Here is a 26,213-nt window from a genome sequence, read left to right as displayed (position 1 = left end):
CCGCGAGCGGCACGAGCGAGGTGACCTCGAACATCGCGGGCGTCGCCCGCGCTTCCGAGGATACCGGCGCGGCGGCCTCCCAGGTGCTCGCCTCGGCCTCCGAGCTGTCGCGCCAGTCCGAGCACCTCTCGAACGAAGTGCACCGCTTCCTCGACACCGTGCGGGCCGCCTGAGCCGGATCGCACGAGGCGAGGGGCCGCCGGTCGCGGCCCCTCGCGATGCGTCAGACGAGATCCGATCGCGAGATCCGATCGACAGCTTCGCAATGCGGATTTCGGCTTCGCTCGAGCGTCGCGCCGGCTGGCGACACGGGAATCGGTGCCGGGGCTTCGTCAGAGTTCCATCACGGCGCCTTGGGCGCGGTTCCGAGATGCTTGTCGAGGAACGCCGCGATCTCGCCGAAGACCTCGCGGGTCTCGGGCGCATCCGGGTCGAACAGGTACTGGGCGTGGCTCATGCCCTCGAACACCTGGAGCGAGGCCTCGACCCCGGCCTGGCGCAGCTTGCGGTGGGTGCGCACGGTGTTCGACAGGAAGAGGTCGCGGGTGCCGGTGGTCAGGATGGTCGGCGGCAGGCCGCGCAGGTCGCCGTAGATCGGCGAGAGCTGCGGGTCGCGCAGGTCGCGGCCGGCGGCGTAGAGCTTGGCGGCCCGGGTCAGGACCCCGTCGTAGGAGACCAGCACGTTGTCCAGCCACTCGTTGGCCTTGTAGCTGTCGCCGGTCTCGGTCAGGTCGGACCACGGCGTGCCGGGCGCGATGGCGGCGGGCAGCGGCACGCCCTCGCGCTTGGCCCGCAGCATCAGGGCCAGCGCCATGCCGCCGCCGGTCGAGGTGCCGAACACCGCCATGTTGGCGGCGGGCTGGAGGGCGAGCGCGGCCTTCCACACCGCCATGGCGTCGTCCATCGCCGCCGGGTAGGGGGCGTCGGGCGGCATGCGGTAATCGAACGATATCACCGTGAAGCCGCCGAAGGCCGCCATCAGCACCGCCTCGAGGGTGCCGGCCTCGCCTGGGTTGTAGACGTAGCCGCCGCCGTGGATGTGGACGAGCAGCCGGTGCCGGTTGCGCTCCGGCACCTCCCTGGGGGCGATGATCCAGGCCTTGACGCCGCCGATCACCTCCGGGGTCGAGACGACGCCGAGGCGCTCGCGCAGGGCCGGGAGCGGCGCGGCGGTCTGGGCCGCGAGCTTGGCCACCAGCGCCTTCCACTCGGCGGCGCTGCCCGGGTCGGCATTCCAGGCCGGCACGCGGTAGGGCGCGGCGATCGCCGCCTGGAATTCAGGGCTCACCGTGCCGGGGACCGGAATGCGCCGTCCCGGCACCGCCCGCGGGCCCGGGACGGCGTTGGCGGCGTTCTGGGCCGCCTCCATCCGGGCGAAGTCCGAGGCGTCGGCGCTCGGGGGACCCGGCTGCTGGGCGAGGACCGCCGTCGGCAGCGCGACGGCCAGGGGCAGGGTGGCGAGGCGGCGCGAGCCGGGCAATGGACCATATCCTGTCGGCATGGGGTCCGCACGATTCGCACGGCCTTCCCCATCCCGCAAGGCTCCCCGCCGAGGCCTCCCGCCCCGGCCTGCCTACGGCACGCCCCGGCGCAGGATGGAGCTGTCGTAGCCGTCGAGGAGGTCCTGCGGATCGCGGTAGATCGCCGTGCAGCCGGCCTCGCCGAGCAGGGCTTCCGGGAAGCCGCCGCACAGGACGCCGATCACCGGCAGCCCGGCCTTCACGGCAGCCTCGGCATCGTAGGGCGAATCGCCGATCACGACCGACTGCCCGCGGGCGGGACGGCCGAGCTTGTCGAGGGCCGCCTCGAAGATGTCCGGATGCGGCTTCGAGCGGTCGGCCTCGTCGGAATTGGTGGCCACGTCGACGAGATCGCGGATGCCGGCGATCTCTTGGTAGCGCTCCACCTCCTCGGCCTTGCCGGAGGAGGCGAGCGCCAGGATATGGCCCTCCGACTTCAGGCGCTCGAACAGGGCGCGCACGCCGGGAAACGGCTGGACCCTCTGCAGATATTTTTCCTTGAACAGCGTCGAGCGGAAGGTCTCGATCGCCTCGCCGTCGCGCGCCAGGCGCTCCTTCGGCACGAAGACCGGCATCAGCTGGTCGCCGCCCTTGCCGATCTGGCCGCGGATGTGGGCCTCGTCGGCCTCGATCCCGAATTCGCGAAACGCCTCCGCCCAGGCTGCGGCGTGGAGGTCGACGCTGTCGAGCAGGGTGCCGTCGATGTCGAAGATCAGGTTCCGGATCATGGCGGGCGCCCTCTGTTGCAGCCGAGCACGAAAGCCCGGCAAAGCGCCGGGGTTCCCCGGCGGGCAAGCGGGGCGGCTGGCCTTCGGGCGCCCCGGCCATTAGAGCTTCATGCACCATCGCTCCCCGTCCGCAGCGGGAGCGCCTCAGACGTCAGATGTGAGAAGTGCCGATGTCCGTCCTGTCCAGAGCCTGCCTCGTCGCGGCCGTGGCCGCGCTCGCGGGCGGCTGCATCAGCAATCCCCTCGGCCAGGTCGGCGGCGTGCTGCCGGCGGGCGACGTCGGTCCGCCGCCGTCCCTGCGCGGCGACGTGAAGCTGCCGGCCCGCAGCAGCGGCGACCTCGCCCAGGCCGCGACCGAGCCGACCCGTCGCCTCAACGTACCGACGAGCACCCGCGCCTCCGGCGACACCCTGAGCGCCCCGCCCCGGCGCATCCGCCGCGACGAGATCGAGGGCGAGGGCGGTCCGAGCGGCAGCAGCGGCGGCTTCTCGCCGACGATCGGCTCGGGCGGCTCGGTCGGCCTCGGCGGCAAGTTCTGAGGACGCTTGCTTCCAAGCGATCCTGCTTTCGGGGGAAGTCCCGGGACCTTCGCCGGGCGGCTTCGACGTCCGGCGCCGAGGCAACGGCCGTCCGTACGAGGGACGACGACCTCCGTCGGGCCTCGACCTTGCGTCATCCGGGGCGCGTCCCGTAGCCTTCCGGTCCGATGGCTGCGATATTCCTCGGACGGCGCGCGATGACGCGATCTCTGGCTGCGATCCTGCTCCTGGCAATCGGGGCGATGTCCGATTCCGCGCAGGCGGGCTCCAACACGTGCACGATCGGCGGATGGTCGATCGTCACGGAGGCGGGCGGGGTGCCGGTGCGGGCCGGCCCGTCGCCCGAGGCTCCGATCGTCGGCCGGCTGCCGCCCGCGGTGGCGTACGAGGGCGGCCTGTACTCCGGGCGCGGGCTGGAATTCGCCATCGTCGAGGCCGAGGGCGGCTGGTTCCGGATCGACGCCGTCTACGTCCCGACCGTCAAGGACGACGACGTCGAGGACGTGCCCCTGGCGGTGACGGGCTGGATCCCGGGCCGGGCCATCTATTTCCAGCTTCAGACCGCCAAGGGCTTCTCGAGACCCGATCCCGCCTCCGAGGTCGTCTACCGGTTCGGCGAACTCACCCATCCGAGGGACTGGCTGGCCGTCACCGACTGCCGCGGCAAATGGGCCGAGATCGCCTACGGCACGCCGCAGGAGGAAAGGCGGATGTGGGTACGCGGCATCTGCGCCGCCCAGGAAACCAGCTGCGACGGGGTCAAGGGCGATCGGTAGCTTCTCGATCCGGATAAAGGTAGTTTCACCTGATACTTGCGTGCGATTTTTTTAACCCGAAATCAAGACGTGTCTCTAAATTTTACGAAATTATCTCAAATAAAACATCAAATTATTCATGCGGTTGATGGGCAAATTATTCAGAGACTGTTTGAGTTACGACGACACGATCGCGAGGGGGTATCCTACCCTCCACTTCATCCTGAGGTGCTGGCGATCAGAGATCGCGTGCGATTTCCGATCGCCAACACCTCAGGATGAGGTTTCTGATGGGATAGAATATCCATCGGTCAAACAGGCTCTGAAGATCATGTGTTTTCGATCGCTTGGCATCTCCTGACAAACGTGGAGGCGAGGTGAGATCGGCATATCAGGCCAAACAGGCTCCGCTCCAACCTCGGGTGCGTGCACGGCCGCGCGCCCGATAGCCAGAACTGGCTGCGTCACGAGTCGCCGCGATCCGCCCCCACTTGCACGGTTGCGCTCGCCTTCCCCCGGGTATCCTTCCGCGCCCGGGTTTCCTGGGCGCGGGCGGTCTCGCGCAGGCGGCGTCGGCGTTCCTCCAGGCCGGCGCGGGTGGCGGGCCACCAGCCGCGGCCGGGCGCGTCGGCCGCGGCCGCCGGCACCGTCTCGACGAGTTCGACGAAGGTCGGCATCCGCCACCAGGCCCAGACCAGCGGCCCCGGCACGGTGATGGCGGGATAATGGGCGAGCGCCGCGGTATCCTCGACGACAGCGTCGTCCAGCGCCTCGAACACCACCACGCCGGCGCTCGCCGTCTCGACGGCCGCGCCGAGGGGCGGGGGGTCGGCGCGCGGCACCGGGTGGCGGCGGCGCCGGCGTTCCGCCGCGGCGGCAGGGTCGCGGGCGGCCTCGCGCTGGGCGCGGCGTGCCTCGGGCTCGTTCGCGGCGGCCGCCTCCTCGATCGCGCCCCAGACCTCCTTCAGCGCCTCGTAGGAACGCCAGGGCACCCGCCAGGCCCGGATCTCCGGCGCCCAGGCGGCGAACGGGATGGTGCGCAGGGTGTCCACCACCGTGCGGGAATAGGGCGTGCGGACCACCAGCGCCTCGGGGGCGGCCTCGAGGTAGCGGCTCTCCAGCGGTTCGAACGCGTAGGCGTCCCGGCCCTTGTCGTCGCCGTAGGCATCGAGGGCCGAGATCTCCCGGGCGATCCAGGCATCGGCCCGCTGCTCGGCGGTGGTGCCGGGCACGAACCAGCGCCGCAGCTTGCGCCGCCAGCGGGCGGTCGGGAAGCTCTCCTTGAAGCGGGCGAGGAGCGCCCGGTCGAACGGCATCGCCACCAGCACGCCGGGACGCTTGACCGTGCCCGGCGCCACCGCGAAGCCCGCCCCGCGGGCGACCTCGCCCTCGGGGCCGCCCTCCTCGTCCCGCCCGCCCTCGGACATGAGCGACCTCAGATCGTCGGCGCGCGGCCGCCGTAGTAATCGTCGAGGCGCCCGCCATAGGACGGGTCGGCGAACGGGTCCTCGTCCGGGCCGTGGCGCGGCGCCTCGGCCAGGGTACCGGGATCGATGTCGATGACGTAGCCGCCCAGGCGCACGTCGTAGGTCAGGGCCTTCCAGGGCACCGGGTGGTGGTGCTCGCCGAAGCCCAGGAAGCCGCCGAACGACAGGACCGCGTAGGCGACCTGGCCCGTCACCTTGTCGACCATGAAGTTGTAGACGCTGCCGAGATGCTCGCCCTTGCGGTCGTAGACCGCCGTGCCCTCGACCTTGTTCGAGGCGATCAGCCGGCGGGTCTCGTCGAGGGCGAGGCCGTCGCCGGACGGGTCGAGCTCCATCGTGCCGGGCTCGCGCAGGGCGCGCTCGTTCGGAAGATCGGTCGGCATGGCGGGCTCCGTGACGCAGGCGGGAACTATCCTTTGGGGAACCGTCCGGTCCGGGGAGGGTTCCGCGCTCAGCGGGATCGCTCGCCGTCCTCCTCCTGTCGCTCGGCCACCTCGGTGCGCACCGTGCGGCTCGCCAGCATCATCTCGACCGCGAAGGCGGTGAGCGAGGCCAGGGTGCAGACGATGGCGGCCCCGAACAGGCTGAACAGCAGGCTCGCCACCGCGGCGTCCCGCAACGTGCCGAGAAACAGGGTCAGCACCGCGCCGCAGATCGCCACCCCGCCGAGGGCAGCGACCACCACCGCCACGTCGAGGGCGAGGCTGCGCCGGCGCAGGTCGCGCAACCGCGCCTGGTCGCCGGGCCGCTCGGCGACGCGGTCGGACAGCTTCTCGACCTGGTCGGCGATGCGGGCGTGCCGGGTCGAGAAGACGTTGAGCAGCGTCGCGATGCCCGACAGCAGGAAGACCGGCGTCAGGGCGACCTGGATGATGTGGGCGGTCGAATCGACCTGGGACGGATCGGCGGAGGGAATCATGCAGGTCCGGGGAAGGGGCTGCGGCCGGCCTGGATCGCACGGCGAGGGGAACGGGTGAAGCCTTCGAGCGGAAGCGATCGGGGAGCGTCCGGTTCCGGCATGTCGCGGCGGCACGACGACAGTCCGGAAGACCCGCGGCGGGATGCGATTTGTCCGATATCTTACCGAATTGCCCCAGGCACTACAATTTTTCGAGATATATTGTTTTGCCACAGGGACATACCTTGACGCTGGACTGGCAGAACCATAGTTCCGCCCGCAGTGATTGCATCACTCGTTGCGGACAACGACAGTCCACAATCTCGGCGGCGGCGGAGGTCTGGGTGCGGGAACGAGGGACGGGACGGGACGGGCCCCCGCCGGGAGCGCTGGCGGCGGCCTGCGCGGCGCCGGACGCGGTGGCGACCTGGCAGTGGGACATCGGCGCCGACATCCTGTGCGGCGACGCCCGCATGGCGGCCCTCTACGGGGTCGATCCCGCCCACCTGCGCGGCGGCGCGCCGGTCCCGCTCCTCCTCGACCGCATCCACCCCGACGACCGCGGAACGGTGGTGACCCGCATTCGCCGGGCGGCGGAGGAGGGCGGGTCCTACGTCGTGCCCTATCGCCTGCTCGCGCCCGGGGGGCAGATCCGCTGGGTCCTGTCGTGCGGCCGCTGCGCCCACGACGCGGCGGGCCGGCCGACGGAGGGGCGGGGCGTTCTGATCGACCTCACCGGCGCCGAGACGCATCCCCTGGAGCGCGCCGCCGAGCACGGCCTCGCCGTCCGCCGCGCGGTCGACGACTGGCACGATCCGTTCCTGCGCCGCCTTGCCGACATGCTGCTGATGGAGATCGGCCGCCACCTCGCGGCGGGCGGCGCGGAGCAGTCCCCGGAGAACCGCTGGACGAACTGACGCGTGCCCGCGCTCGGACGAGCCGTGCCGGCGCCGCGGAAGCGGCGACCGGCCGGCGCGGGGCGCCCTCAGCCCGCCGTGACGGAGAGATGCGCCCCGTGGGTCAGGCTCGGGTCGAGGTCGCCGGCCGTCGGCCCCCGGAACACGGCGGCCACCGGGCCCTCGCCCCGGCGTGCCAGTGCCTCGGCCAGGGCGCCGTCCGTCCCGGCCGGGCTCGCGAGAGTCACGGTGGTGCGCGGGCCGAGCGGCAGGGTCGCGGCGCGGGCCGGACTTCCCAGGATCTCAGCCTCGACCACCGGCGCGTCGGCACCGGCGCCGAGCAGCGCGGCGTAGCGGGCACGGGACGCCTCGACGTCGCGCACCGCCACGGTGACGGAAGCGACCCCGGTGATCCCGTTGTCGTGCCGGCGCACGTCGCCCTCCTGCACGCGCAAGGACCGGGGCGTGACGTCGCCGCACAGGAACGGCACGTCGGAGCCGGGGGCGCGGGCGGTCTTCCAGTCGAGCCGGGCGCCGTCCGGCCGGAAGCGGCCGCCGGCCACGGGATCGGCGATGTCGAGCCCCCGGGCCTGCGCGGCCTTCACGTCGGCGTCGATGTCGCCCGGCAGGAGCGCGTGGTCGAGGAAGCCCTCGCCGGCGCGGTGGTAGACGTCGGACCAGCGGTTGCCCGGCTCGGGCTTCTTGAACGCGATCAGCTCCAGGTAGGCGCCGTCCTCCAGCACCACCAGCACGTTGTGGGTGACGCCGTTCTGGTGCTCGCCGCCGCGGATCACCGTGAAGCCGAGACGGGAGTAGTCCGCGAAGGCCGCGTCGAGGTCGGCGACTGCGATCACCAGGTGGTCGAGGGTGAGGGACATGAGGTTTCCTCTTCGGGCAGCCGGCATTCAGACGACCGGCATTTCGGGCCGGCCGGGGATCCAGGCGCGGCCGGGCACCGCGTCCAGGAGGGCGCGGGTATAGGCGGCCTGCGGGGCTGAGAAGACCTCCGCGGTCGGGCCGGCCTCGACGACCTGTCCGTCCTTCATCACGGCGATCCGGTCGCAGATCTGGCCGGCCACCCGCAAATCGTGGGTGATGAACAGCATCGACAGGCCGAGACGGTCGCGCAGGCGATCGAGCAGCGCCAGCACCTGGGCCTGGACCGACACGTCGAGGGCCGAGACCGGCTCGTCGGCGACCAGGAGCTCGGGTTCGAGCGCCAGCGCCCGGGCGAGCCCGATCCGCTGGCGCTGCCCGCCGGAGAACTCGTGCGGCAGGCGGTCCATCGCCGCGGGATCGAGCCCGACGAGCCCGAACAGCTCGCGGGCCTTCGCCATGGCATCGGCGCGGGAGACGCCGTGCAGCATCGGCCCCTGCGCCACCAGCTCGCCGGCCCGGCGGCGCGGGTTGAGCGAGGCGAAGGGGTCCTGGAAGACCATCTGCACCCGCCGGGCCTCGGCCCGCATCGCCCGGCGCGAGAGCGAGGCGAGATCGGTGTCGCCGAGCCGGATCGTGCCGGTTTCGGGATCGAGCAGGCGCACGATGCAGCGGGCGAGCGTCGACTTGCCGGAGCCCGATTCGCCGACGATGCCGAGCGTCGTGCCCCGGGGCAGCGACAGGCTCACGTCCCGCACGGCGTGGGTGAGCCGGGCGCGGCCCGGCAACAGACCTGCGAGAAGGCCGCCGCCCTTGCGGTAGGTCTTCGAGACGCCCGCAATCGTCAGGATCGGCGCGGCCTCGGTGCCGGGGCGCGGGGCGCGGGGCAGGAGCGGCGGCACCGCGCCGATCAGCGCCCGGGTGTAGGGCGCCTGCGGCCGGTCGAGCACGGCCTCGGCCGGGCCCTCCTCGACGAGGCGTCCGGCCTGCATCACCGCGACCCGGTCGGCGATCTCCGCCACCACCCCGAAATCGTGGGTGATGAACAGGACGCCCATGCCGCGCCGCGCCTGGATCTCGCGGATCAGCGCCAGGATGCGCCCCTGCGTCGTCACGTCGAGGGCGGTGGTCGGCTCGTCGGCGATGAGGAGGGCCGGCTCGAGCGCCAGCGCCATGGCGATCATCACCCGCTGGCGCTGGCCGCCCGAGAGCTCGTGCGGGTAGGCCCGGAGCGCCGCGGCGGGATCGGGCATCCGCACCTCGTCGAGGAGCGCCAGGGTCTTGTCCCGGATCGCCCGGGCCCCGAGCTTCGTGTGGATGCGGAAGGTCTCGGCGATCTGGTCGCCGGCCCGGCGCAGCGGGTTCAGGGCCGTCATCGGCTCCTGGAAGATCATGCCGATCTTCGCGCCCCGCAGGCGCCGCATCTCGGCCTCCGAGGCGCCGACGAGGTCGCGGCCCCGGAACAGCACCGCGCCGCCGTCGGGCCGCACGCCGGGCGGCAGCAGCCGCATCACCGTGTTGGCGAGCACCGACTTGCCCGAGCCCGATTCGCCGACGACGCACAGGATCTCGTTGGCGGCGAGGGTCAGCGAGACGTCGCTGAGCGCGTGGCTGCGGTCGGCCCCCGGCGGCAGGCGGACCGAGAGGTGCTCGATCGCGAGGAGATCGCTCATGCCGCGGCCCCCGATGCAGCCTTCACCGGCGCGGGGCCGCGCAGGCGCGGGTTGAGGGCGTCGTTGAGGCCCTGGCCGACCAGCGAGACGGCGAGCACCGTCACCAGGATGGCGACGCCCGGAATCGCCGAGACGTACCATTGCGTGCGCAGCACGCCGCGCCCGGCGCCGATCAGGTTGCCCCAGGAGGCGACGTTGGGGTCCGAGAGGTTGAGGAAGGCGAGCGCGCTCTCGAGCAGGATCGCCACCGCCATCACCACGCTGGCATAGACGATCACCGGCGGCAGGGCGTTGGGCAGGATCTCACGGGCGATGATGCGGGCGTCGCCCATGCCCAGCACCCGGCAGGCCTGGACGAACTCGCGGTTGCGCAGGGTCAGGAACTCCGCCCGGGTGAGCCGGGCCGGGGCCGGCCAGGAGACGAGGCCGATCGCCACCGTGACGGTGGTGATGTCCGAGCCGAACACCGCGACGAGCACGAGGAGCAGCAGGAAGTTCGGCAGGGTCTGGAACGCCTCCGTGATCCGCATCAGGACGTCGTCGACGATCCCGCCGTAGAAGCCCGCCACCGCGCCGACCGCGATGCCGATCGCGATGGCGATCACGGTCGCGACGAGGCCGATCAGCAGCGAGACCCGGGCGCCGTGGAAGACCTGGGCGGCGATGTCGCGCCCGCTCGCGTCGGTGCCGAGCCAGACCTTCGGGTTGGCGAAGGGCCATTGCAGCGGCCGGCCGGCCAGGCCGAGCGGGTCCTTGGGAAACAGCAGGGGCGCGGTCAGCGCCACCGCGATCACGAGGAGGAGGAGCGCCGCGCCCAGGAGGGCCGCCGGGTTGCGCGCGTAGCGCCGGAGAGCCGCCATCGCGTCAGCGCCCCGCCGCGATGCGCGGATCGAGCCGGCCGTAGATCAGATCGACCAAGAAGTTCACCGTGATGACGAGGAGCGCCGACACGAACACGATGCCCAGCAGGGTGTTGAGGTCGCGCTGCACCACCGATTCGTAGGCGAGCCGCCCGAGGCCGGGGAGCGCGAACACGCTCTCGACCACCACCGAGCCGCCCAGCATCGTGCCGGCCTGAAGGCCCACCAGGGTCACCATGGGCAGGAGCGCGTTGCGCAGGGCGTGGCGCACGATGACCCCGGTCTCGCCCAGCCCCTTGGCGCGGGCGGTGCGGACGTAGTCGAGGCTCATCACCTCCAGCATCGAGGCGCGCATGATCCGCAGGTAGGTGGCGAGGAAGACGAGCGCGAGCGTCAGGGTCGGCAGCACGAGGTGGCGGGCGACGTCGAGGACGTGGGCGAGCCCGGTATAGCCGGCGCCGACCTCCTCGAACCCGCCGGCCGGCAGCCAGCCGAGATGGATCGCGAACAGCACGATCCCCATCAGGCCGAACCAGAACGAGGGCGTGGCGTAGAACATCAGCCCCAGCGTCGAGATCAGGGTGTCGGGCCATTGCCCGATCCGCCTCGCCGCCAGCACGCCGAGGAACGTGCCGCCGAGGAACGCGAGGGTCAGGGAGGCGCCCATCAGCAGGAGCGTCACCGGCAGCCGCTCGGCGATCACGGTGGCGACCGGCTTGCCGTAGATCGCCGACTGGCCGAGGTCGAGCTGCACCAGCCGCCACAGGTAGCGGCCGAGCTGGGCCGCCGCCGGCAGGTCGAGGCCGTAATAGCGGCGCAGCTCGTCCGCGGTCGCCGGGTCGCCGCCGCCCATCTGGGCCATCAGGGCATCCACGGTGTCGCCGGGGGCGAGCTGAAGCAGCAGGAAGAGCCCCGCCAGGATGACGAAGAGCGTCGGCAGGCTGGCGGCGAGGCGGCGCAGCGCCAGGAGGAGGATGGTCATCGGCTGGCCTGGCTCGGGGCGGCGTGCCTCGCTAACGGGGTCGTCACGCCTCGATCCACGCGTCGTGCCAGTCCGCCGAGCCCCAGCGCGGAGTGTTGTGGTCGCCGTGCACGCGCTTGCTCGTCGCCGACAGGAAGGTGCGCTCGGTCATCATCCAGACCGGGAGCGCGTCGTTCACGGCACCCACCCACTGCGCGTAGAGCGCCTTGCGCTTGCCCGGATCGAGCTCGCTCGCCGCCTCGTCGGTGAGGCGGTCGACGAGGTCGGATTGCCAGCCGTACTGGTTGGTCCAGGGCGCACCCTTCGGCGAGCCGGAGCGGTACCACACCGTCGTCGAGACCGCCGGATCGCCCCGGTACTGGTGCCAGCCGGTGGCGAGGTCGAAGTTCCAGTCGCGGTAGACGGTCGAGAGGGCGCCGGCGGTGTCGAGGTTGACGATCTCGACCTTGATCCCGACCGCCTGGAGCGATTGCTGGATGAAGGTGGCGAGAAGCGGCACGTCCTCGCCGTTCATGATCGGCACGAGCTTCAACGAGAAGCGGGTGCCGCCCGCCCCGCGCTTGAAGCCCGCCTCGTCGAGGAGCGCCGCCGACTTCTTGGGGTCGAACGGGTAGGGGACCGGGGTGTCGGGATAGAACGCCGTCGAGGAGGACGGGATCGGCCCGGTCGCCGGCTTGCCGAGCCCGTAGATGAAGTTCTCGATGAAGAACGGCACGTCGATCGCGTGCGCGATCGCCCGGCGCACCCTGACATCCGCCAGTTCCTTGCGGCGGGTGTTGAACTCGAGGGTGTTGTTGAAGGCGTTGGCCTCCAGCCCCTTGCTCGACACGGTGAATCGCTTGTCCGACTTCAGCCGGTCGAGGTCGGCGAGCGCCAGCGCGTTGTAGGTCGAGAGCTGGACCTGACCGGTCTCGAGCGCGGCCGAGGCCGCCGCCTTGTCGGTGATGAAGCGCCAGACGATCCGGTCGAGGTAGGGGAAGCCCTCGCGCCAGTAGGTCGGGTTGCGCTCTGCGATGACGTGCTGACCGCGCTCGTAGGAGACGAACTTGAACGGCCCGGTGCCGATCGGCGCGGTGTTGGCCGGATTCTCGAGCACGTTGGTGCCCTCGAAGACGTGCCGGGGCGCGACGTAGCCGAGGTCGCAGAGCGCCCGCAGCAGGAGGTCGAGCGGCATCGGCCGGACATAGCGGAAGACGGCCGTGTGCGGATCGGGCGTGTCGACGGCCTCCAGGTAGAGCTGAAGCTGGGTGCCGTAGTTCAGGTACTTCTTCCACATCTCCATCGCGGTGTACTGGACGTCCGCGGAGGTGAAGGGCTTGCCGTCGTGCCAGGTCACGCCCTGGCGCAACGTGAAGGTCACGGTCTTGCCGTCGGGGGCGGCCTCCCAGGCGGTGGCGAGCACGCCGGCCGGCTTGCCGTCCTGGTCGAGATCGACCAGCGGCTCGACGATCTTCGAGGTGATGACGTAGACGCCGGTCGAGGCGCGGATCGCCGGGTTGAGCACCCGCTGCTCGCCGTTGAGCTGCACCGTCAGCACGCCGCCGCGCCGGGGAGCGGTCCCCTGGGGCGACGTCCCTTGCGCCAGCGCCCGCGTCAGGGCCGCCGGGCTCCAGGCCGCGGTGCCGAGCGCGAGGAGGCCGGCCCGCTTGAGGGCGTCGCGGCGGTCGATGATCATGCGTGGTCCTCGTCGTCGTTCGGGCGCCATCCTTGCTGCAACGCAGCGTCGGCGCAATGGACGAAGCGTGGCAATTTCCGGCGCATCCGGAGCGAATTCGTCTTCCGGCGGCGCGATCCGGAGAATTCGTGTCGTCACTTGGCCGCGGTCGGGGTTTCGGCAAGGGTTTCGGCAAGAGGTCGGTTTCGGCAAGAGGTCGGTATCGGCGGGAGGTTCGCCGCGAGGGCGTGCGGCGCCCCCGGCCGCCGGGCCGGCATCGGGTCGCAGGCGGGCGCCGGGGTGAAACATCGGGCACCACCTGGCGTTCTGGGCTCGACCCCCTTCAACCCCGCCGAGAGGAACCCCCGATGCCGCTTTCGACCCGCGCGCCCCTGGCTGCCGCCGCCCTCGTCCTCATGACGGGCGGCGCCTTCGCCGCCAACGACCTGCCGCCGCCCAAGACCGACGCGATGCCCCCGGTCGAGGTGACGATCACCGCCGAGAACGGCGCGCCGTCCTGCGCGCCGGCCGAGCTGCGCTTGCCGGCCCAGAGCAACGTCGATCTCCACGTCGTCAACCAGTCGAACCTTCAGGTCTCGCTCACCGCGCCGCAGATCTTCCAGAACAAGAACGTGCTGCACCACGACGGCGACGTCGTCCACGTCGCGAGCAACGACGCCTACCTGGTCAAGGCCAACGGCAAGGGCGAGATCCGCCTGCGCACCATCGCGGCCGGCGAGTACACCTACGGCTGCACCGCCACCTCGAAGCAGGACAAGCCGTTCACCGGCAAGCTGACGCTGATCGACCCGGCGAAGTAGGCGACGGTCCGCGACCGCGGACCGGACCGACGCCCGCATCGTCCCGGGAGCCGCGACAAAGGCCCCGGGACGGCGACACGGCCGGGTCCCGGCCGTGTCCCCAAGAACATCCCCACGGTATTCCTGTGCATGCGACAGCCCGCACCGGACCCGCTCACGCCTCCGGGCGTTTCCCGCTGCGAACGAGGAGCGGGGCCAGATGGCGAAGCGCAAGGTGGGACGGCGCGCACAGGCGGGAACCGAGGAGAGCGTGGCGCCGCTGGTGCCGCCCGGCGCCCTCGCGGTGGCGCTGCTGGGCCTGCGCGACCGAGGCCGTCCGCTCGTCCACGTCGCCCGCGACACGAGACGGCTGGAGGAGATCGCCGCCCTGCTGCGGGCGCTGGCGCCGGGGATCGGCGTCGCGGTCTATCCGGAATGGGACTGCCTGCCCTTCGACCGCGCCTCGCCGTCGCGCGGCACGATGGGGGCGCGGGCCGGGGTTCTGCGCTGGCTCACCGACACGGACAACCTGCCCGACATCCTGCTCACCACCGCCCCGGCGCTGATCCAGCGGGTGCCGCCGCCCGGGACCTGGGCCGGGGCCCGGGTCGAGCTGACGGCCGGCGATCCCCTCGATCCCGGGCGGCTGACCGCGGAGCTGCAGCGCCTCGGCTACATCCTCGACGACCGGGTCGACGAGCCCGGCGAGGTCGCGGTGCGGGGCCGCACCGTCGACGTGTTTCCGGCCGCCGCGCCCCGGCCCTGCCGCATCGAGCATGCCGGCGGCAAGGTGACGGCGATCCGCAGCTACGATCCGGTGTCGCAGCGCTCCCTCGACGAGGTCGGAACCCTGGTGGTTGATCCGGCGACCGAGATCGTGCTGGCCCCCGACGCGCCGGTGCGCCTCAAGCCGTTCAGCGGCCAGGAGCACCAGTTGCCGACTCTCTACGGCCGGCTCGCCACCGTGCTCGACTACGTGCCCGAGGCCCGCCTCGTGGTCGAGGCCGGGGCGGAGGCTCGCGCCGACGCCTTCTTCGAGCAGATCGCCGAGGGGCAGGGCGGCGCGACGAGCGCCCGCGGCAAGGCGGCGCCGCTCTATCTGAGCCCCGCGGAGTGGCGGGAGACCCGGGCCGCCCGCGAGGTCGCGGTGGCGACCAAGGAGGAGGCCGACGCGGTCGCGGTGCCGGTCTTCCTGCGCGAGCGCCGGCCGGGCCCGGCCTTCTCGGCCTATCTGCGCGAGCGCCTGAAGGCCGGCGAGCGGGTGGTGCTGGCCGGCGACGCGGCGGCGCTCAAGCGGCTGTCGCGCCAGGCGGCCCGGGCGGCGGAGCGCGGCGTTCGACCGGTCTGCGACTGGTCGCAGGCGATGGCCGCCAAGCCCGGCGAGATCGTGGCGCTCGCCGCCCCCCTCGATGCCGGGTTCCGGGTGCCGGAGATGGCCGCGACGGTGATCGCGGCCCCCGACGTCCATGGCGGGGCCTCAGCCAAGCCGCTCGCCGGGCAGCCGGTGATCCTGCCGATGGGCGAGGTCGATCTGCGGGTCGGCGACGTCGCGGTCGACCGCGACCACGGCCTGTGCGTGTTCGAGGGGCTGGAGCGCATCGCCACCGGCGACGGCGGCGCCACCGAGGCCCTGCGCCTGCGCTTCGCCCACGACGCGATCCTGATGGTGCCGGTGGCCCAGGCCGACCGGATCTGGCGCTACGGCTCGGAGGAGGAGGCGGTCGCCCTCGACACGCTCGAGGGCGGCACCTGGGCGAGGCGCCGGCTGACCACGGAGGCCGGCCTCGCCCGGGCCGCCCGGGCCATGCTGGAGGCGGCCGGCATCCGCGCGAAGGCGAAGGCCCCGGCCCTGACGCCGCCCGAGCGCGAGATGGAGCGCTTCGGTGCCGGCTTCGGCTTCCCGCTCACCCCGGACCAGGCGAAGGCCGTCGACGGGGCGCTGGCCGACCTCGCCTCCGAGCGGCCGATGGACCGGCTGGTCTGCGGCGATGTCGGCTTCGGCAAGACCGAGGTGGCGCTGCGCGCCGCCGCCGCCGCGCTGCTGGCCGGCAAGCAGGTCGCGGTCGTGGCGCCCACCACCGTGCTGGTGCGCCAGCACCTGCGCACCTTCGCGCGGCGCTTCGCCCGGTTCGGGATCGAGGTGGCGCAGCTCTCGCGCCTCGTTCCGCCGGCCGAGGCGAAGAAGGTCCGCCATGGTCTCGCCGACGGGTCGATCCGCCTCGTGATCGGCACCCAGGCGCTCGCCGGGCGCGGCGTGTCCTTCGCCGATCTCGGCCTCGTGGTGATCGACGAGGAGCAGCGCTTCGGCGCCGCCCTCAAGGAGCGCCTGCGCGGCATGGCGGGCGACGCCCACGTGCTGACGCTGACCGCGACGCCGATCCCCCGCACCCTGCAATCGGCGCTGGTCGGCCTGAAGTCGCTCAGCGTCATCGCGACGCCCCCGGCGGTGCGCCAGCCGATCCGCACGATCCTGACCCCGCTCCACGACGACACCGTCCGGGCGGCGCTGATGCGCGAGAAGGGACGGGGCGGACAGAGCTTCGTCGTCTGCCCGCGGATCGAGGAGATCGGCCCGATGGCCGAGCGGCTCAAGGCGCTGGTGCCGGAACTCGCCACCGTCGTGGCCCACGGCGAGATGAAGCCGGCCGAGCTCGACGAGATCATGGTTCGCTTCGCCGACGGGGAGGGCGACGTGCTCCTCGCCACCTCGATCATCGAGAGCGGCCTCGACGTGCCGCGGGCCAACACCATGCTGGTCCACGACGCCGAGCGCTTCGGCCTCGCCCAGCTGCACCAGCTGCGCGGCCGGGTCGGGCGCGGCCAGCGCCGGGGCGTCACCTACCTGCTGACCCGGCCCGACCGGGAGCTGCCCGCGGCCGCCGAGAAGCGCCTGCGGACGCTCGAGGCCCTCGACCGGCTCGGCGCGGGCTTCGCCATCAGCGCCCGCGACCTCGACCTGCGCGGCGCCGGCGACCTTGTCGGCGAGAACCAGGCCGGCCACGTCAAGCTGATCGGGCTCGGCCTCTACCAGCACCTGCTGCACCTGGCGCTGCGCGCCGCCAAGGGCGAGCCGGCGGAGGACTGGGCGCCCGAGATCCATCTCGGCCTCGCGGGCGACGTGCCCGAGGATTACGTGCCCGAGCCGGAGGTGCGCCTCGGCCTCTACACCCGGCTCCTGCGCCTCGGTGTGCCCGAGGAGGTCGAGGCCCTGCGCGGCGAGGTCGAGGACCGGTTCGGGCCGCCGCCCGCCGGCGTGCGGGCGCTGTTCGCGCTGGCGCACCTGCGCGTCGCCTGCCTGCGGCTCGGCATCGCCCGGCTCACCGGCGGGCCGCAGGGGCTGGCGGTCGATTTCCGGCCCGGCTGCGCGCCGGCGGCGATATCGCTTACTGAGGCGATGACCGCCCGCGAGGGCCGGCTGATCCTGCGCCGCCCCTGCGACGATCCCGACCGGCGCGCCGAGCAGGCGGCAGATTTCCTGCACCAGATCCAGGAGGCCCGCGACCATCAGGGCTGACGATGATACGTTCGGCCTCGGGGTTTCATCCCGAGGCCGGAACGATTGCAAACGGCCAAGGTTGACTCCCCGAACCCCGGGACCGAGGAGCCGCGCCGATGGACAGACAGCACGACATCTCCTCGTCGACCCTGCCTTCGTCCGAGCTGCCGGAGGCTCTGGCGAACGAGAGCGTGGCGGAAACCTGCGAGCGCGTGCCGGGACAGGCCGAGGACGTCGTGCTCGCGCCGCTCGCCGATTTCCCGCATATCGACCTGCGCACCCCCGGCGAGCCGTGGGAGACCCGCCGCGCCGCCGGCAAGTGCCTGCGCGCGAAGGTCCCGCACGACAGCCACGGCGCTGGCCCGCTGCCGGAGGACCGCCCCGACCCGGTGCGGCTGATCGAGGAGGCGCAAGCCGGACGACAGGCCCACCTGATTCCCCTGCGGGTCGCCCGCATGGCGAGCTCGCCCTTCGCGTTCCTGCGCGGGGCCGCCACCGTGATGGCCTGGGACCTCGCCCGGACCCCGACGAGCGGCATCGACGTGGTGATGAACGGCGACGCCCACATCTCGAATTTCGGCCTGTTCGGCACGCCGCAGCGCGACATCGTGCTCGACCTCAACGACTTCGACGAGGTCACGATCGGCCCCTGGGAATGGGACCTGAAGCGGCTCTGCGCCAGCATCGAGGTCGCCGCCCGCGACCTCGACGTGCCGGTGCAGGAGCGGCGCCAGGCGGTGATCGCGGCGGCCTACGGCTACCAGCACACCATGACCGACCTCACCCCGCAGGGCTCCCTCGACGTCTGGCATCGGGCCGCCAAGGCGGAGGAACTCGATTTCAGCGGCATCGCGATCGACCAGGAATCGCGCGAGGTGGTGCACCGGGCGGTCGAGAAGGCGCGCAAGCGCCACAACAAGAGCCTGCTCGGCCAGCTCGGCGAGCGCCGGGTCGATGGCGGCTGGCGCTTCCGCGACGAGCCGCCGATCCTGACCTGGGTCGACGACGACACCCGCGAGGCGGTGACCGCCGGGCTCGAGCGCTACGCCGAGACCCTGCCGCCGGAGCGCCGGTTCATGCTGAACCGCTACCACGTCGTCGACGTCGCCCACCGGGTGGTCGGCGTCGGCAGCGTCGGCACCCGGGCCTACGTCGCGCTGCTATGCGGCAACTCGGACCAGGACGTGCTCTTCCTCCAGGTGAAGGAGGCGGTGCGTCCCGCCCACGCGCCCTACGTCGCCGGGATGCCCGAGCCCTATGCCTCGCACGAGGGCGAGCGGGTGATCTACGGCCAGCGCCTGCTCCAGGCGGTCGGGGACCCGCTCCTGGGCTGGACCACGATCGACGACCGTCCGTTCTACGTCCGCCAGATGAAGAACATGAAGGGCGAGATCCCGATCAGCTGCATGTGCGGGCAGCCGCTCGTCTACTTCTCCTGGGCCTACGGTGCCCTGCTCGCCCGGGCGCATGCCCGCACCGGCGACGCCGCCGCCATCGCCGGCTATTGCGGCCGCGACCGCCACGACGACCTCCGCGAGGCCCTGGCCGACTGGGCGCTGGCCTACGGCGACCGGAACGCCGAGGACCACCGGCTCTTCCTCGACGCCATCGCGTCGGGGCGGCTGGAGGCGGCGGAGGATCCGCAGCTTTGAGCTGAGGATTGCTGACCGTGTGACTTTGAGGGTCCCTTCGGTTCCGATGCGAATTTGACGCGAGTGAAAGATTGCTTCCCGCTCGGGACCTCAACTTGAGATGTTCAATGGGGAACGCGGCCTGGGCATCGGCATCGAGGCAGCCCGGGACGTGGATCGGGCCGGGGGCGAGTTCGACTGGGGTACGATCCCTGTCTCGGAGCGGCGCCGTCCGGGGTCCACGCGGCCGCTACCCCCGCGGCATCGGCCGCCAGTCCGGCGGCGCCATCTCGAAGCCCTCGAACCGGAAGCCCGGCGCCACGGTGCAGCTCACCAGGGTCCAGGCGCCGAGGCTGGTGGCGGTCTGCCAGTGGCCGGCCGGCACGACGATCTGCGGCCGGTGGCCCCGGGCGAGGTCGGGGCCGAGGTGGCGCGCCTCGGCGTCGTGGCCGTTGGGGCTCGTGGTGATCACCATCGGCGCCCCGGCATGCCAGAGCCAGACCTCCGCGGCGTCGACCCGGTGCCATTCCGAGGTCTCGCCGATGTCGAGGAGGTAGTAGATCGCGGTCGAGGCCGGGCGGCCGTCGATCTCGCGCGGGTCCCGGAAGGTCTCGCGGTAATGCCCGCCCTCCGGATGGGGCTTGAGGTCGAGGAGGCGCACGACCTCCGATGCCGTCAGGTTTTGCATCGTCGTCAGAACCGGTTCTTCCACTCGCGAAGCGCCGTGAACACCGCGGCTGGGTCGGCGCCGGGCTCCATGCCGACCGCGCGGGCGAGCGCCGGCTCGGCGGCGCGCAGGAACGGGTTGGTGGCCTTCTCCTCGCCGAGCGTCGTCGGCACCAGGAAGCGGCCTTCCGCCTTGGCTTTCTCCGCAAGCGCCGCCCGGTCCTTCAGGTTGCGGTTCTCCGGCTCGGCCGCGAGCCCGAAGCGGGCGTTCGACAGGACGTAGTCGTGGCCGGAATAGATCACGGTCTCGTCGGGCAGCGACAGGAAGCGCGACAGCGAGCGCCACAGCACCTGGGGCGGGCCTTCCAGCACCCGGCCGCAGCCGAGGGTGAACAGGGTGTCGCCCGCGAACGCGATCCCCGCCTCCTCGAACCAGTAGGTGACGTGGTCGTCGCAATGCCCGGGCGTCTCCCAGACGGCGGCCGCGAGCGAGCCCACCGTCACCACGTCGCCCTCCCGCACCGTGGCGTCGACCTGCGGCACGGCGCTGCCGGCTTTGGCCGGGGCCGTCACCCGGGCCTTGGTCCGCGCCTTGACCTCCGGGATGCCCTCGACGTGGTCGCCGTGCCGGTGGGTGACCAGGATGTCGGTCAGCGTCCAGCCGGTCTCGTCGAGGGCGCGCAGAACGGCGGCGGCCTCGGGCACGTCGATCGCCGCGCAGGCGCCGGTCGCGGGATCGCGCATCAGCACGCCGATATTGTCGCTCCGGCACGGGAAGGTGCGGATCTGGGGTCGGGTCTCGGGCATGGCGGCGGTTCCCATGGCGACGGCTTCGCGGCGTCTCTCGAAGCGGGAGATAGGGCGCGGGACGCCGCGGGGTGAGCCGGTTCCGGCGAATAGCGGGGAGCGTGAGGGCGGCCGGCGGGTTGACGCCTTGCCGCGGCCTGGGCCACTCCCCATTCATGGCCCCGACGGCGCCCCCCGCCGCACGTCGCGAGAACCGATGAGCCTCGACGTCACCGAACTGCGCGCCTTCTATGCCAGCCCCCTCGGGGAGGTGGCGCAGCGGCTCGTCGGCCGCACGGTCCACCGCATGCTCGGCTCGGTCTCGGGCCTGCGGGTGATGGGCCTCGGCTACGCGGTGCCGTATCTCGGCCCGGTGCGCCACGCCGCCGAGCGCACGCTCGCCTTCATGCCTGCGACGCAGGGGGTGACGAACTGGCCGGTCGCCGGCCGCTCGGCCTCGTGCCTCGTCGACCCGACCATGATGCCGCTGCCCGATTCCGCCGTCGACCGGGTGCTCCTGATCCACGCCGTCGAGGCGGTGGAGAGCCCGGCCGAGCTGATGCAGGAGGTCTGGCGTGTCCTCACGCCCGGCGGCCGGCTGATCATGGCGGTGCCCAACCGCCGCGGCCTGTGGGCGCGCCGCGACGCCACGCCCTTCGGCCACGGCCAGCCCTACAGCCGCTCGCAGCTCGGCCGGCTGATGCGCGAGACCCTGTTCTCCCCCGAGGACTGGGCCGAGACCCTCTACGTGCCCCCAGTGGAGGGCTGGCTGACGCTGCGCACCGCCAGCGCCTGGGAGCGGCTCGGCACCGGCCTGTCGCTGCCCTTCGCGGGCCTGCACGTCGTCGAGGCCTGCAAGCAGCTCCACCGCCCGGTGGCGGTCCAGGCCCGCAAGACCGCACGGCTCGGCGCCCGGGTCCTGGTGCCGGTGCCCGCCCCCGTGCCGGGAGGGGCCTGACCGATGCCTTTCCCGGGCGCGGATGCCGCGCTGCAGAGCTTCCTCCTCGCCTTCTCGGCCTTGTTCTCGATCGTCAACCCGCCGGGCGCGGCGCTGATCTTCGCGCAGGTGACGGCCGGGCGCAGCCACGCCGACCGCACCTGGCTGTCGCGCCGCATCGGCGTCTACGCCGCCGCCGTGATGCTGGTCTCGCTTTGGGCCGGGGCCTCGGTGCTGAGCTTCTTCGGCATCTCGCTCTCGGCGCTGCGCATCGCCGGCGGCCTCGTGGTGGCGGCCCAGGCCTGGACCCTCCTCGCCGCGCCCGAGCAGCGCGAGGCGCGCAAGACCGCCCAGGCCGAGCCGGTCCAGGGCAGCGAGGCGCATCCCGAGCCCGCCGCTTTGGCCGAGGTGGCGTTCTTCCCCCTGACGCTGCCCTTCACCACCGGGCCCGGCACCATCGCGGTGGCGATCGCGCTCGGCGCCGGCCGGCCGGATGGCGGTGTCGACCGGATTGCCTATCTCGCCGGAGCGTCCGCCGCCTCCCTGGTCATCGCCCTGATGGTGCTGCTCGCCTACGCCTCCGCCGACCGGCTGGTGGAACGGCTCGGCCACGCCCGGGCCCGGGTGCTCGGGCGGCTCGCCGCCTTCCTGCTGCTGTGCGTCGGCACCCAGATCACGCTGACCGGCGTCACCGACGTCCTGGGGCCGCTCATCGCGAACGCCAGGCCAGGGTCCGTCCCGTAAGGGCCATCTGGGCGTCGACGGCGCGCACGATCCGGGCCTTGGCGGAGTAATGGATCATGTGGCCCTGGCCCGGCAGCAGGGTCAGGGTGCTGCCCGCGACCTCGGCGTGCAGCCGGCACGACTGCTCGCCCGCCTCGACGATCGCGTCGGCATCCCCCGACAGGATCGCGACCGGCAGGCGCAGGGACGCGTAGCGCGGCTGCAGCAGGGCGACCGCGCCGTTCATGCCGGCGGTGTCCTCGGCGCTCGCCCGCGCCTGCGTCGCCGAGAGGGAGAGCGCGACGGGAAAGCGCGCGGTGAAGCGATCCGGCACGGGTTGCGGCCTGAAGACGTGGCGGAAGACCTGGGGCGCCAGCGCCCGACCGACCGCCCCCGGCACCAGGGCGCGGGCGGCGTCGCCGAGGCCCGGCACCGCCAAGGGCGCGATCATCGCCACGTCGGCCCGCCGGCCTGGATAGTAGTAGCCGGAGAGCAGCACCAGCCCGCGCAGGTCGAGGCGTTCTGTTATAGCGAGCGCCAGCGCCACGATGGTGCCCCAGGAATGGCCGACCACCACCGGCCGCTCGGCCTTGAGCGCCGCGAGCGTGTGGGCGATCAGCCGCGCCTGCGCGGCCGCGCTCCAGACCCAGTGCCGCGGCCGCTCGGTATGGCCGAAGCCCGGCCGGTCGATCGCGATGACCCGGTAGGACTTGGCCAGCTGCTCCACCAGCCCGCAGATGACGAAGTCCTCCGCCATCGTGCCGTTGCCGTGGATCAGCACCACCGGCCGGCCCCGGCCCTTGACGATGCAGTGCACCCGCACCCCGTCGACCTCGACGATGCGCCCGGGCGGCTTGTGCGCCGGCTCGTCGGGCTTCATGGCCTCCGAGCCCCGCCGCATCAGGGCGCCGGTCTGGCGCGCGGCGGCGGCGTTCGCCTTGGCGGTGGCGCGCAGGATCCGCACGGCGCCGCTGGCTGCACGGCGAGAGGCACGCCCGGGAACGAACCGAAAGGCCATGGGATCTCCGGCGCGATGCTGCAGTGCGGGAGAAGATGGGGCATCCGCCGTCCCACGCATATCCCTTCCGCCGCGCGATATTCCCCGGGCGCCTTGGCAGCACCGGCCCGCCCCTGTACGAGGCCCCGGAAGGGGCGGCCGGGAGCCGCCGCATCAGGAGCGTGACCCATGCGTCTCGTCGTCGTCGGCGCCTCCGGGCGGATGGGCCGGATGCTGATCCAGGCCGTCGCCGAGGCCGAGGGCTGCACGCTCTCGGGCGCGATCGAGCGCGAGGGCTCGCCGGCGCTCGGCCAGGATGCGGGCGCGCTCGCCGGCCTGCCGCCGCTCGGCGTGCCGGTCACCGACGACCCGCTGCCCGCCTTCGCCGAGGCCGACGGCGTTCTCGATTTCACCGCGCCGGCCGCGACCGTGTTCTACGCCGAACTCGCTGCCCAGGCCCGCATCGTCCACGTCGTCGGCACCACCGGCCTTTCGCCGGATGATTTCGCCAAGCTCAAGGCGGCGTCGTTCCACGCCCGCATCGTGCAGTCGGGCAACATGTCGCTCGGGGTCAACCTGCTGGCGGGCCTCGTGCGCAAGGTCGCGGCGACGCTCGGCGACGAGTACGACATCGAGATCCTGGAGATGCACCACCGCCACAAGGTGGACGCGCCCTCCGGCACGGCGCTGCTCCTCGGCGAGGCGGCGGCGCAGGGCCGCAACGTCGCGCTCGCCGACCGCAAGGTCGCGGTGCGCGACGGCCATACCGGCGCCCGCGAGCCCGGCACGATCGGCTTTGCCACCCTGCGCGGCGGCAGCGTGGTCGGCGAGCACAGCGTGATCTTCGCCGGGGCCGGCGAGCGTATCGAGCTCACCCACCTGGCGAGCGACCGCGGGCTGTTCGCAGCCGGCGCCGTCAAGGCCGCCCTGTGGGCCCAGTCCCGCGAGCCCGGCTTCTACGGCATGGACGACGTGCTGGGCCTCTGACCCCTTTTTCCTCGAAACGGAGCGAATCGCATCATGGAGCGTCTTCTCGTCCTCGCGCGCCACGGCCAGAGCGAGTGGAACCTGAAGAACCTGTTCACCGGCTGGAAGGACCCGGGGCTCACCGAGCTCGGCGTCGAGGAGGCGCGGGCGGCCGGGCGGCGGCTGAAGGCGAAGGGCGTGCAGTTCGACGTCGCCTTCACCTCGGACCTCGGCCGGGCCCAGCGCACCTGCGCGCTGATCCTGGAGGAGCTCGGCCAGCCCGGCCTGACGACCCATTCCGACGCCGCCCTCAACGAGCGCGACTACGGCGACCTGTCGGGCCTCAACAAGGACGACGCCCGCGCCAAGTGGGGCGAGGAGCAGGTCCACGTGTGGCGCCGCTCCTACGACGTGCCCCCGCCCGGCGGCGAGAGCCTGAAGGACACCGTGGCCCGGGTGCTGCCCTACACCATGCGGGAGATCCTGCCCCGGGTGATGCGCGGCGAGCGCGTGCTGGTCGCCGCCCACGGCAACTCGCTGCGCGCCCTGGTGATGGTGCTCGACGGGCTCACCACCGAGACGATCCCGGGCCTCGAGCTGCATACCGGCGTGCCGCTGGTCTACCGGCTCAAGGACGACACCACCGTCGAGACGAAGGACGTCCTCGACCGCGACTGAGTCAGGGGAGGGCGCCCGGTCCCGGGCGCCCTCGTCCATCACTCCCTTACTTGCCCTCCCTTACCTCCGCTCGCTTACTTGGCAGCCTTGCCGTCGGCGTGGGCGGGAGCCGGCGCGGCGGTCTTGGTGCTGCCGGTGGCGGCGGCCTTCTGCGGCAGGCCGACGGCGTCGATCACGTCGAAGCGCATCCCGTCCTCGGCGGTCTTCAGGGCCGCGTTCGCCTCGTAGTACTTGCCCTGGCCGATCAGCGTGGCGGCCTGGTTCACATCGGCGGCGGTCTTGTCGAGGGGCATCACCGCCATGACGAAGTTCACGTCGACATGGGCGAGCTTCAGCTTCTCGATCGCCGACTTCTGGTCGCCCTTGGTGAGGCTCTTGTTAGCCTCGGTCACCGCCGCGGCCTTCTCGGGCGTCGCCACGAAGTCCTCGCCCAGCGTCATCTGGGCGTCGACCGGCACCCACGCCACCTTGTCCTCGCTCTTGGCGGCCGCGTCCTTGGTGGTCGCATCCTTGACGGTCGCATCCTTGGCGGTCGTATCCGCGGCCGCCGTCTTGTCGGTCGCGGTCTTGTCCTTCGCGACCGCCATCTCGGCCGGCGTCTTCAACTCGGCCTCCGCCTTGGTGAACACGGCGTCGTCGGTCTTCGCCTTGGCCAGGGCGGCCTGCGCCTTGCCGATCAGGCTCTTGGCCTGGGCGGGATCGGCGTCGAAGATGGCGATGCGGGCAAGGTGCATGTCACGGAAGGCCTGGGCCCCGTCCTTCGACAGCTTGCCGACATCCTTGTCGACCGCCTTCTGGGCCGCGGTCTCCTGCACCACCGCGGGCTTGGTCGCCTGCTCGGCCGCATAGGCGGCTCCGCCGAGGACCGTGGTGGCGACGAGGGCGGCGGCGAGAGACTTGCGATAGAACATGATGGTGCCTCCTCTTGAGCTGATGTCGATCTGTGTTTGCGACATCAACGCATCGTCTACATCGTGATAATACGCTCTCAGGATCTGGGTTGCCTGTCCGGAACATTAAGAGTCCGTAACGCAACGGAAGAACGCCACTCGCGCGACGGGCGACTTGCGGTCGAGGCGTGAAGGGGAGGGGGCCGTCGTGCACCCGATTGCCCGGGGGCGGCGCGAGCGATGAACAGGGGCGCGGCGCACAGGCCGGCGGATAGGGCGAGCTGGCCCATGACGTGACGGTCGGGTCGGCGGAGCCGGCCTGCCCGCATTGCGCAGAGAAATTCGACGGTGGCGCGGGAGCGTATATTCTATAAATCGATAGATAAAATATTACGTTGATTCTTATGTCTGACCATCGATCTCATTCTGAGGCGCCGGTTCGTCAATGACGGACTGACAGAGAGGGACGGCTCAGGGATCTCTACGCGACGGCGGTGCCCGATCAAGTGGCCGCACGGCACACGACGCAGCAGGTTATGCGGTGCAGGCGCGACGGCCGAGAGGGGAACCCCTCCCCCCTCCGCGGGGGAGGTTGGCCTGCGGAGCAGGCCGGGAGAGGGGACGCCGCTTCCGGAGAGGTCGCGACCATGATGACGGTCGCCATCTGGATCAGCGTCGCGCTGCCCCTCTCCCGCCCCACTCCGTGGGGCACCCTCCCCCGCAGAGGGGGGAGGGGGGCGCTCCCGGCCGTCGCGCCTGCATCGTGTACCTTGGC

At 72.1% G+C, this 26,213-nt stretch carries 24 protein-coding genes and 1 pseudogene; 11 read left to right on the top strand and 14 right to left on the bottom strand.

Annotated features, from left to right (window positions below; all coding sequences use genetic code 11):
- Positions 1 to 173: pseudogene (locus tag V3T34_RS27465) on the top strand (methyl-accepting chemotaxis protein); the annotation flags it as partial.
- A 170-nt stretch (positions 174 to 343) separates the two neighbouring features.
- On the opposite strand, the gene V3T34_RS27460 reads toward V3T34_RS27465, so the two are convergent.
- Complete coding sequence (locus V3T34_RS27460) at positions 344 to 1,480, bottom strand: alpha/beta hydrolase (RefSeq protein ID WP_407942788.1); 1,137 nt, start codon at positions 1,478 to 1,480, stop codon at positions 344 to 346.
- A 93-nt stretch (positions 1,481 to 1,573) separates the two neighbouring features.
- Positions 1,574 to 2,248 carry an HAD family hydrolase gene (locus V3T34_RS27455; protein WP_305077337.1) on the bottom strand — a complete coding sequence of 225 codons (675 nt, stop codon included), beginning with the start codon at positions 2,246 to 2,248 and terminating at the stop codon, positions 1,574 to 1,576.
- A 170-nt stretch (positions 2,249 to 2,418) separates the two neighbouring features.
- On the opposite strand from V3T34_RS27455, the gene V3T34_RS27450 reads away from it, so the two are divergent.
- Both V3T34_RS27450 and V3T34_RS27445 read left to right on the top strand, forming a co-directional pair.
- Positions 2,419 to 2,787 carry a hypothetical protein gene (locus V3T34_RS27450; RefSeq protein WP_060848656.1) on the top strand — a complete coding sequence of 123 codons (369 nt, stop codon included), beginning with the start codon at positions 2,419 to 2,421 and terminating at the stop codon, positions 2,785 to 2,787.
- Between the two features lie 197 nt (positions 2,788 to 2,984).
- A complete protein-coding gene (locus V3T34_RS27445) occupies positions 2,985 to 3,563 on the top strand; it encodes a hypothetical protein (protein ID WP_305077336.1) in 579 nt (192 codons plus the stop codon).
- Between the two features lie 443 nt (positions 3,564 to 4,006).
- On the opposite strand, the gene V3T34_RS27440 is transcribed toward V3T34_RS27445, so the two are convergent.
- The 3 genes from V3T34_RS27440 to V3T34_RS27430 form a co-directional block, all read right to left on the bottom strand.
- Positions 4,007 to 4,969, bottom strand: coding sequence for a hypothetical protein (locus tag V3T34_RS27440; protein ID WP_305077335.1), 963 nt, complete (start codon positions 4,967 to 4,969; stop codon positions 4,007 to 4,009).
- A gap of 8 nt (positions 4,970 to 4,977) precedes the next feature.
- Complete coding sequence (locus V3T34_RS27435; protein WP_060848659.1) at positions 4,978 to 5,412, bottom strand: PRC-barrel domain-containing protein; 435 nt, start codon at positions 5,410 to 5,412, stop codon at positions 4,978 to 4,980.
- Positions 5,413 to 5,480: 68 nt separating this feature from the next.
- Positions 5,481 to 5,948 carry a DUF2721 domain-containing protein gene (locus V3T34_RS27430; RefSeq protein WP_060848660.1) on the bottom strand — a complete coding sequence of 156 codons (468 nt, stop codon included), beginning with the start codon at positions 5,946 to 5,948 and terminating at the stop codon, positions 5,481 to 5,483.
- Positions 5,949 to 6,271: 323 nt separating this feature from the next.
- Between V3T34_RS27430 and V3T34_RS27425 the strand changes: the two genes are divergently transcribed.
- On the top strand, positions 6,272 to 6,844 hold the full coding sequence (locus tag V3T34_RS27425) for a PAS domain-containing protein (RefSeq protein WP_139234918.1): 573 nt from the start codon (positions 6,272 to 6,274) through the stop codon (positions 6,842 to 6,844).
- Between the two features lie 68 nt (positions 6,845 to 6,912).
- Here V3T34_RS27425 and V3T34_RS27420 read toward each other — a convergent pair whose 3' ends face one another.
- From V3T34_RS27420 to V3T34_RS27400, 5 genes are read right to left on the bottom strand one after another with little or no spacing between them, the layout of a single operon-like run.
- A complete protein-coding gene (locus V3T34_RS27420; RefSeq protein WP_060848662.1) occupies positions 6,913 to 7,701 on the bottom strand; it encodes a VOC family protein in 789 nt (262 codons plus the stop codon).
- Between the two features lie 27 nt (positions 7,702 to 7,728).
- A complete protein-coding gene (locus V3T34_RS27415; RefSeq protein WP_305077334.1) occupies positions 7,729 to 9,372 on the bottom strand; it encodes an ABC transporter ATP-binding protein in 1,644 nt (547 codons plus the stop codon).
- A complete protein-coding gene (locus tag V3T34_RS27410) occupies positions 9,369 to 10,232 on the bottom strand; it encodes an ABC transporter permease (RefSeq protein WP_060848664.1) in 864 nt (287 codons plus the stop codon). Before V3T34_RS27410 ends, V3T34_RS27415 begins: the two co-directional genes overlap by 4 nt.
- Positions 10,233 to 10,236: 4 nt before the next feature.
- Complete coding sequence (locus V3T34_RS27405; protein ID WP_091884632.1) at positions 10,237 to 11,214, bottom strand: ABC transporter permease; 978 nt, start codon at positions 11,212 to 11,214, stop codon at positions 10,237 to 10,239.
- 43 nt (positions 11,215 to 11,257) lie between these two features.
- The gene (locus V3T34_RS27400; protein WP_305077333.1) at positions 11,258 to 12,889 is read right to left on the bottom strand and encodes an ABC transporter substrate-binding protein; all 1,632 of its coding nucleotides are present in this window, start codon (positions 12,887 to 12,889) and stop codon (positions 11,258 to 11,260) included.
- 347 nt (positions 12,890 to 13,236) lie between these two features.
- Here V3T34_RS27400 and V3T34_RS27395 point away from each other — a divergent pair, with 347 nt between their 5' ends.
- The 3 genes from V3T34_RS27395 to V3T34_RS27385 all read left to right on the top strand — a co-directional run bounded on the left by V3T34_RS27395 (position 13,237) and on the right by V3T34_RS27385 (position 18,816).
- Positions 13,237 to 13,689, top strand: coding sequence for a cupredoxin domain-containing protein (locus V3T34_RS27395; RefSeq protein ID WP_060848667.1), 453 nt, complete (start codon positions 13,237 to 13,239; stop codon positions 13,687 to 13,689).
- Positions 13,690 to 13,888: 199 nt separating this feature from the next.
- On the top strand, positions 13,889 to 17,182 hold the full coding sequence (locus V3T34_RS27390) for a helicase-related protein (protein ID WP_331369326.1): 3,294 nt from the start codon (positions 13,889 to 13,891) through the stop codon (positions 17,180 to 17,182).
- A 98-nt stretch (positions 17,183 to 17,280) separates the two neighbouring features.
- Positions 17,281 to 18,816 (top strand): DUF2252 domain-containing protein, encoded by a 1,536-nt coding sequence (locus tag V3T34_RS27385; protein WP_305077331.1) that lies wholly within the window; start codon positions 17,281 to 17,283, stop codon positions 18,814 to 18,816.
- A gap of 229 nt (positions 18,817 to 19,045) precedes the next feature.
- Here V3T34_RS27385 and V3T34_RS27380 read toward each other — a convergent pair whose 3' ends face one another.
- Together V3T34_RS27380 and gloB are read right to left on the bottom strand one after the other, a co-directional pair.
- Positions 19,046 to 19,483 (bottom strand): cupin domain-containing protein, encoded by a 438-nt coding sequence (locus V3T34_RS27380; protein ID WP_060848669.1) that lies wholly within the window; start codon positions 19,481 to 19,483, stop codon positions 19,046 to 19,048.
- 5 nt (positions 19,484 to 19,488) lie between these two features.
- Complete coding sequence (gene gloB / locus V3T34_RS27375; protein WP_305077330.1) at positions 19,489 to 20,268, bottom strand: hydroxyacylglutathione hydrolase; 780 nt, start codon at positions 20,266 to 20,268, stop codon at positions 19,489 to 19,491.
- 196 nt (positions 20,269 to 20,464) lie between these two features.
- Here gloB and V3T34_RS27370 point away from each other — a divergent pair, with 196 nt between their 5' ends.
- Together V3T34_RS27370 and V3T34_RS27365 are read left to right on the top strand one after the other, a co-directional pair.
- Complete coding sequence (locus V3T34_RS27370) at positions 20,465 to 21,205, top strand: class I SAM-dependent methyltransferase (protein ID WP_060848670.1); 741 nt, start codon at positions 20,465 to 20,467, stop codon at positions 21,203 to 21,205.
- Positions 21,206 to 21,208: 3 nt separating this feature from the next.
- On the top strand, positions 21,209 to 21,928 hold the full coding sequence (locus V3T34_RS27365; RefSeq protein WP_060848671.1) for a MarC family protein: 720 nt from the start codon (positions 21,209 to 21,211) through the stop codon (positions 21,926 to 21,928).
- On the opposite strand, the gene V3T34_RS27360 is transcribed toward V3T34_RS27365, so the two are convergent.
- Positions 21,894 to 22,925 (bottom strand): alpha/beta fold hydrolase, encoded by a 1,032-nt coding sequence (locus V3T34_RS27360; RefSeq protein WP_305077329.1) that lies wholly within the window; start codon positions 22,923 to 22,925, stop codon positions 21,894 to 21,896. The two genes, V3T34_RS27365 and V3T34_RS27360, sit on opposite strands and share 35 nt — an antisense overlap.
- A 168-nt stretch (positions 22,926 to 23,093) precedes the next feature.
- Between V3T34_RS27360 and dapB the strand changes: the two genes are divergently transcribed.
- Together dapB and V3T34_RS27350 are read left to right on the top strand one after the other, a co-directional pair.
- Entirely contained in the window at positions 23,094 to 23,891 is a 798-nt protein-coding gene (dapB, locus tag V3T34_RS27355; RefSeq protein ID WP_305077328.1) for a 4-hydroxy-tetrahydrodipicolinate reductase, read from the top strand.
- Positions 23,892 to 23,924: 33 nt separating this feature from the next.
- Positions 23,925 to 24,548: a 2,3-bisphosphoglycerate-dependent phosphoglycerate mutase gene (locus tag V3T34_RS27350; RefSeq protein WP_305077327.1), complete on the top strand. Its 624-nt coding sequence runs from the start codon at positions 23,925 to 23,927 to the stop codon at positions 24,546 to 24,548.
- Between the two features lie 74 nt (positions 24,549 to 24,622).
- Here the strand turns inward: V3T34_RS27350 and V3T34_RS27345 are convergent, their stop codons facing one another.
- Positions 24,623 to 25,459, bottom strand: coding sequence for a YfdX family protein (locus tag V3T34_RS27345; RefSeq protein WP_305077326.1), 837 nt, complete (start codon positions 25,457 to 25,459; stop codon positions 24,623 to 24,625).
- Positions 25,460 to 26,213: the final 754 nt, after the last annotated feature.

Source organism: Methylobacterium ajmalii (assembly GCF_036448855.1).
Lineage (GTDB): Bacteria > Pseudomonadota > Alphaproteobacteria > Rhizobiales > Beijerinckiaceae > Methylobacterium > Methylobacterium ajmalii.
The sequence above is the reverse complement of the archived record's forward strand: the minus strand, read 5'-3'. Positions and strand labels throughout refer to the sequence as shown.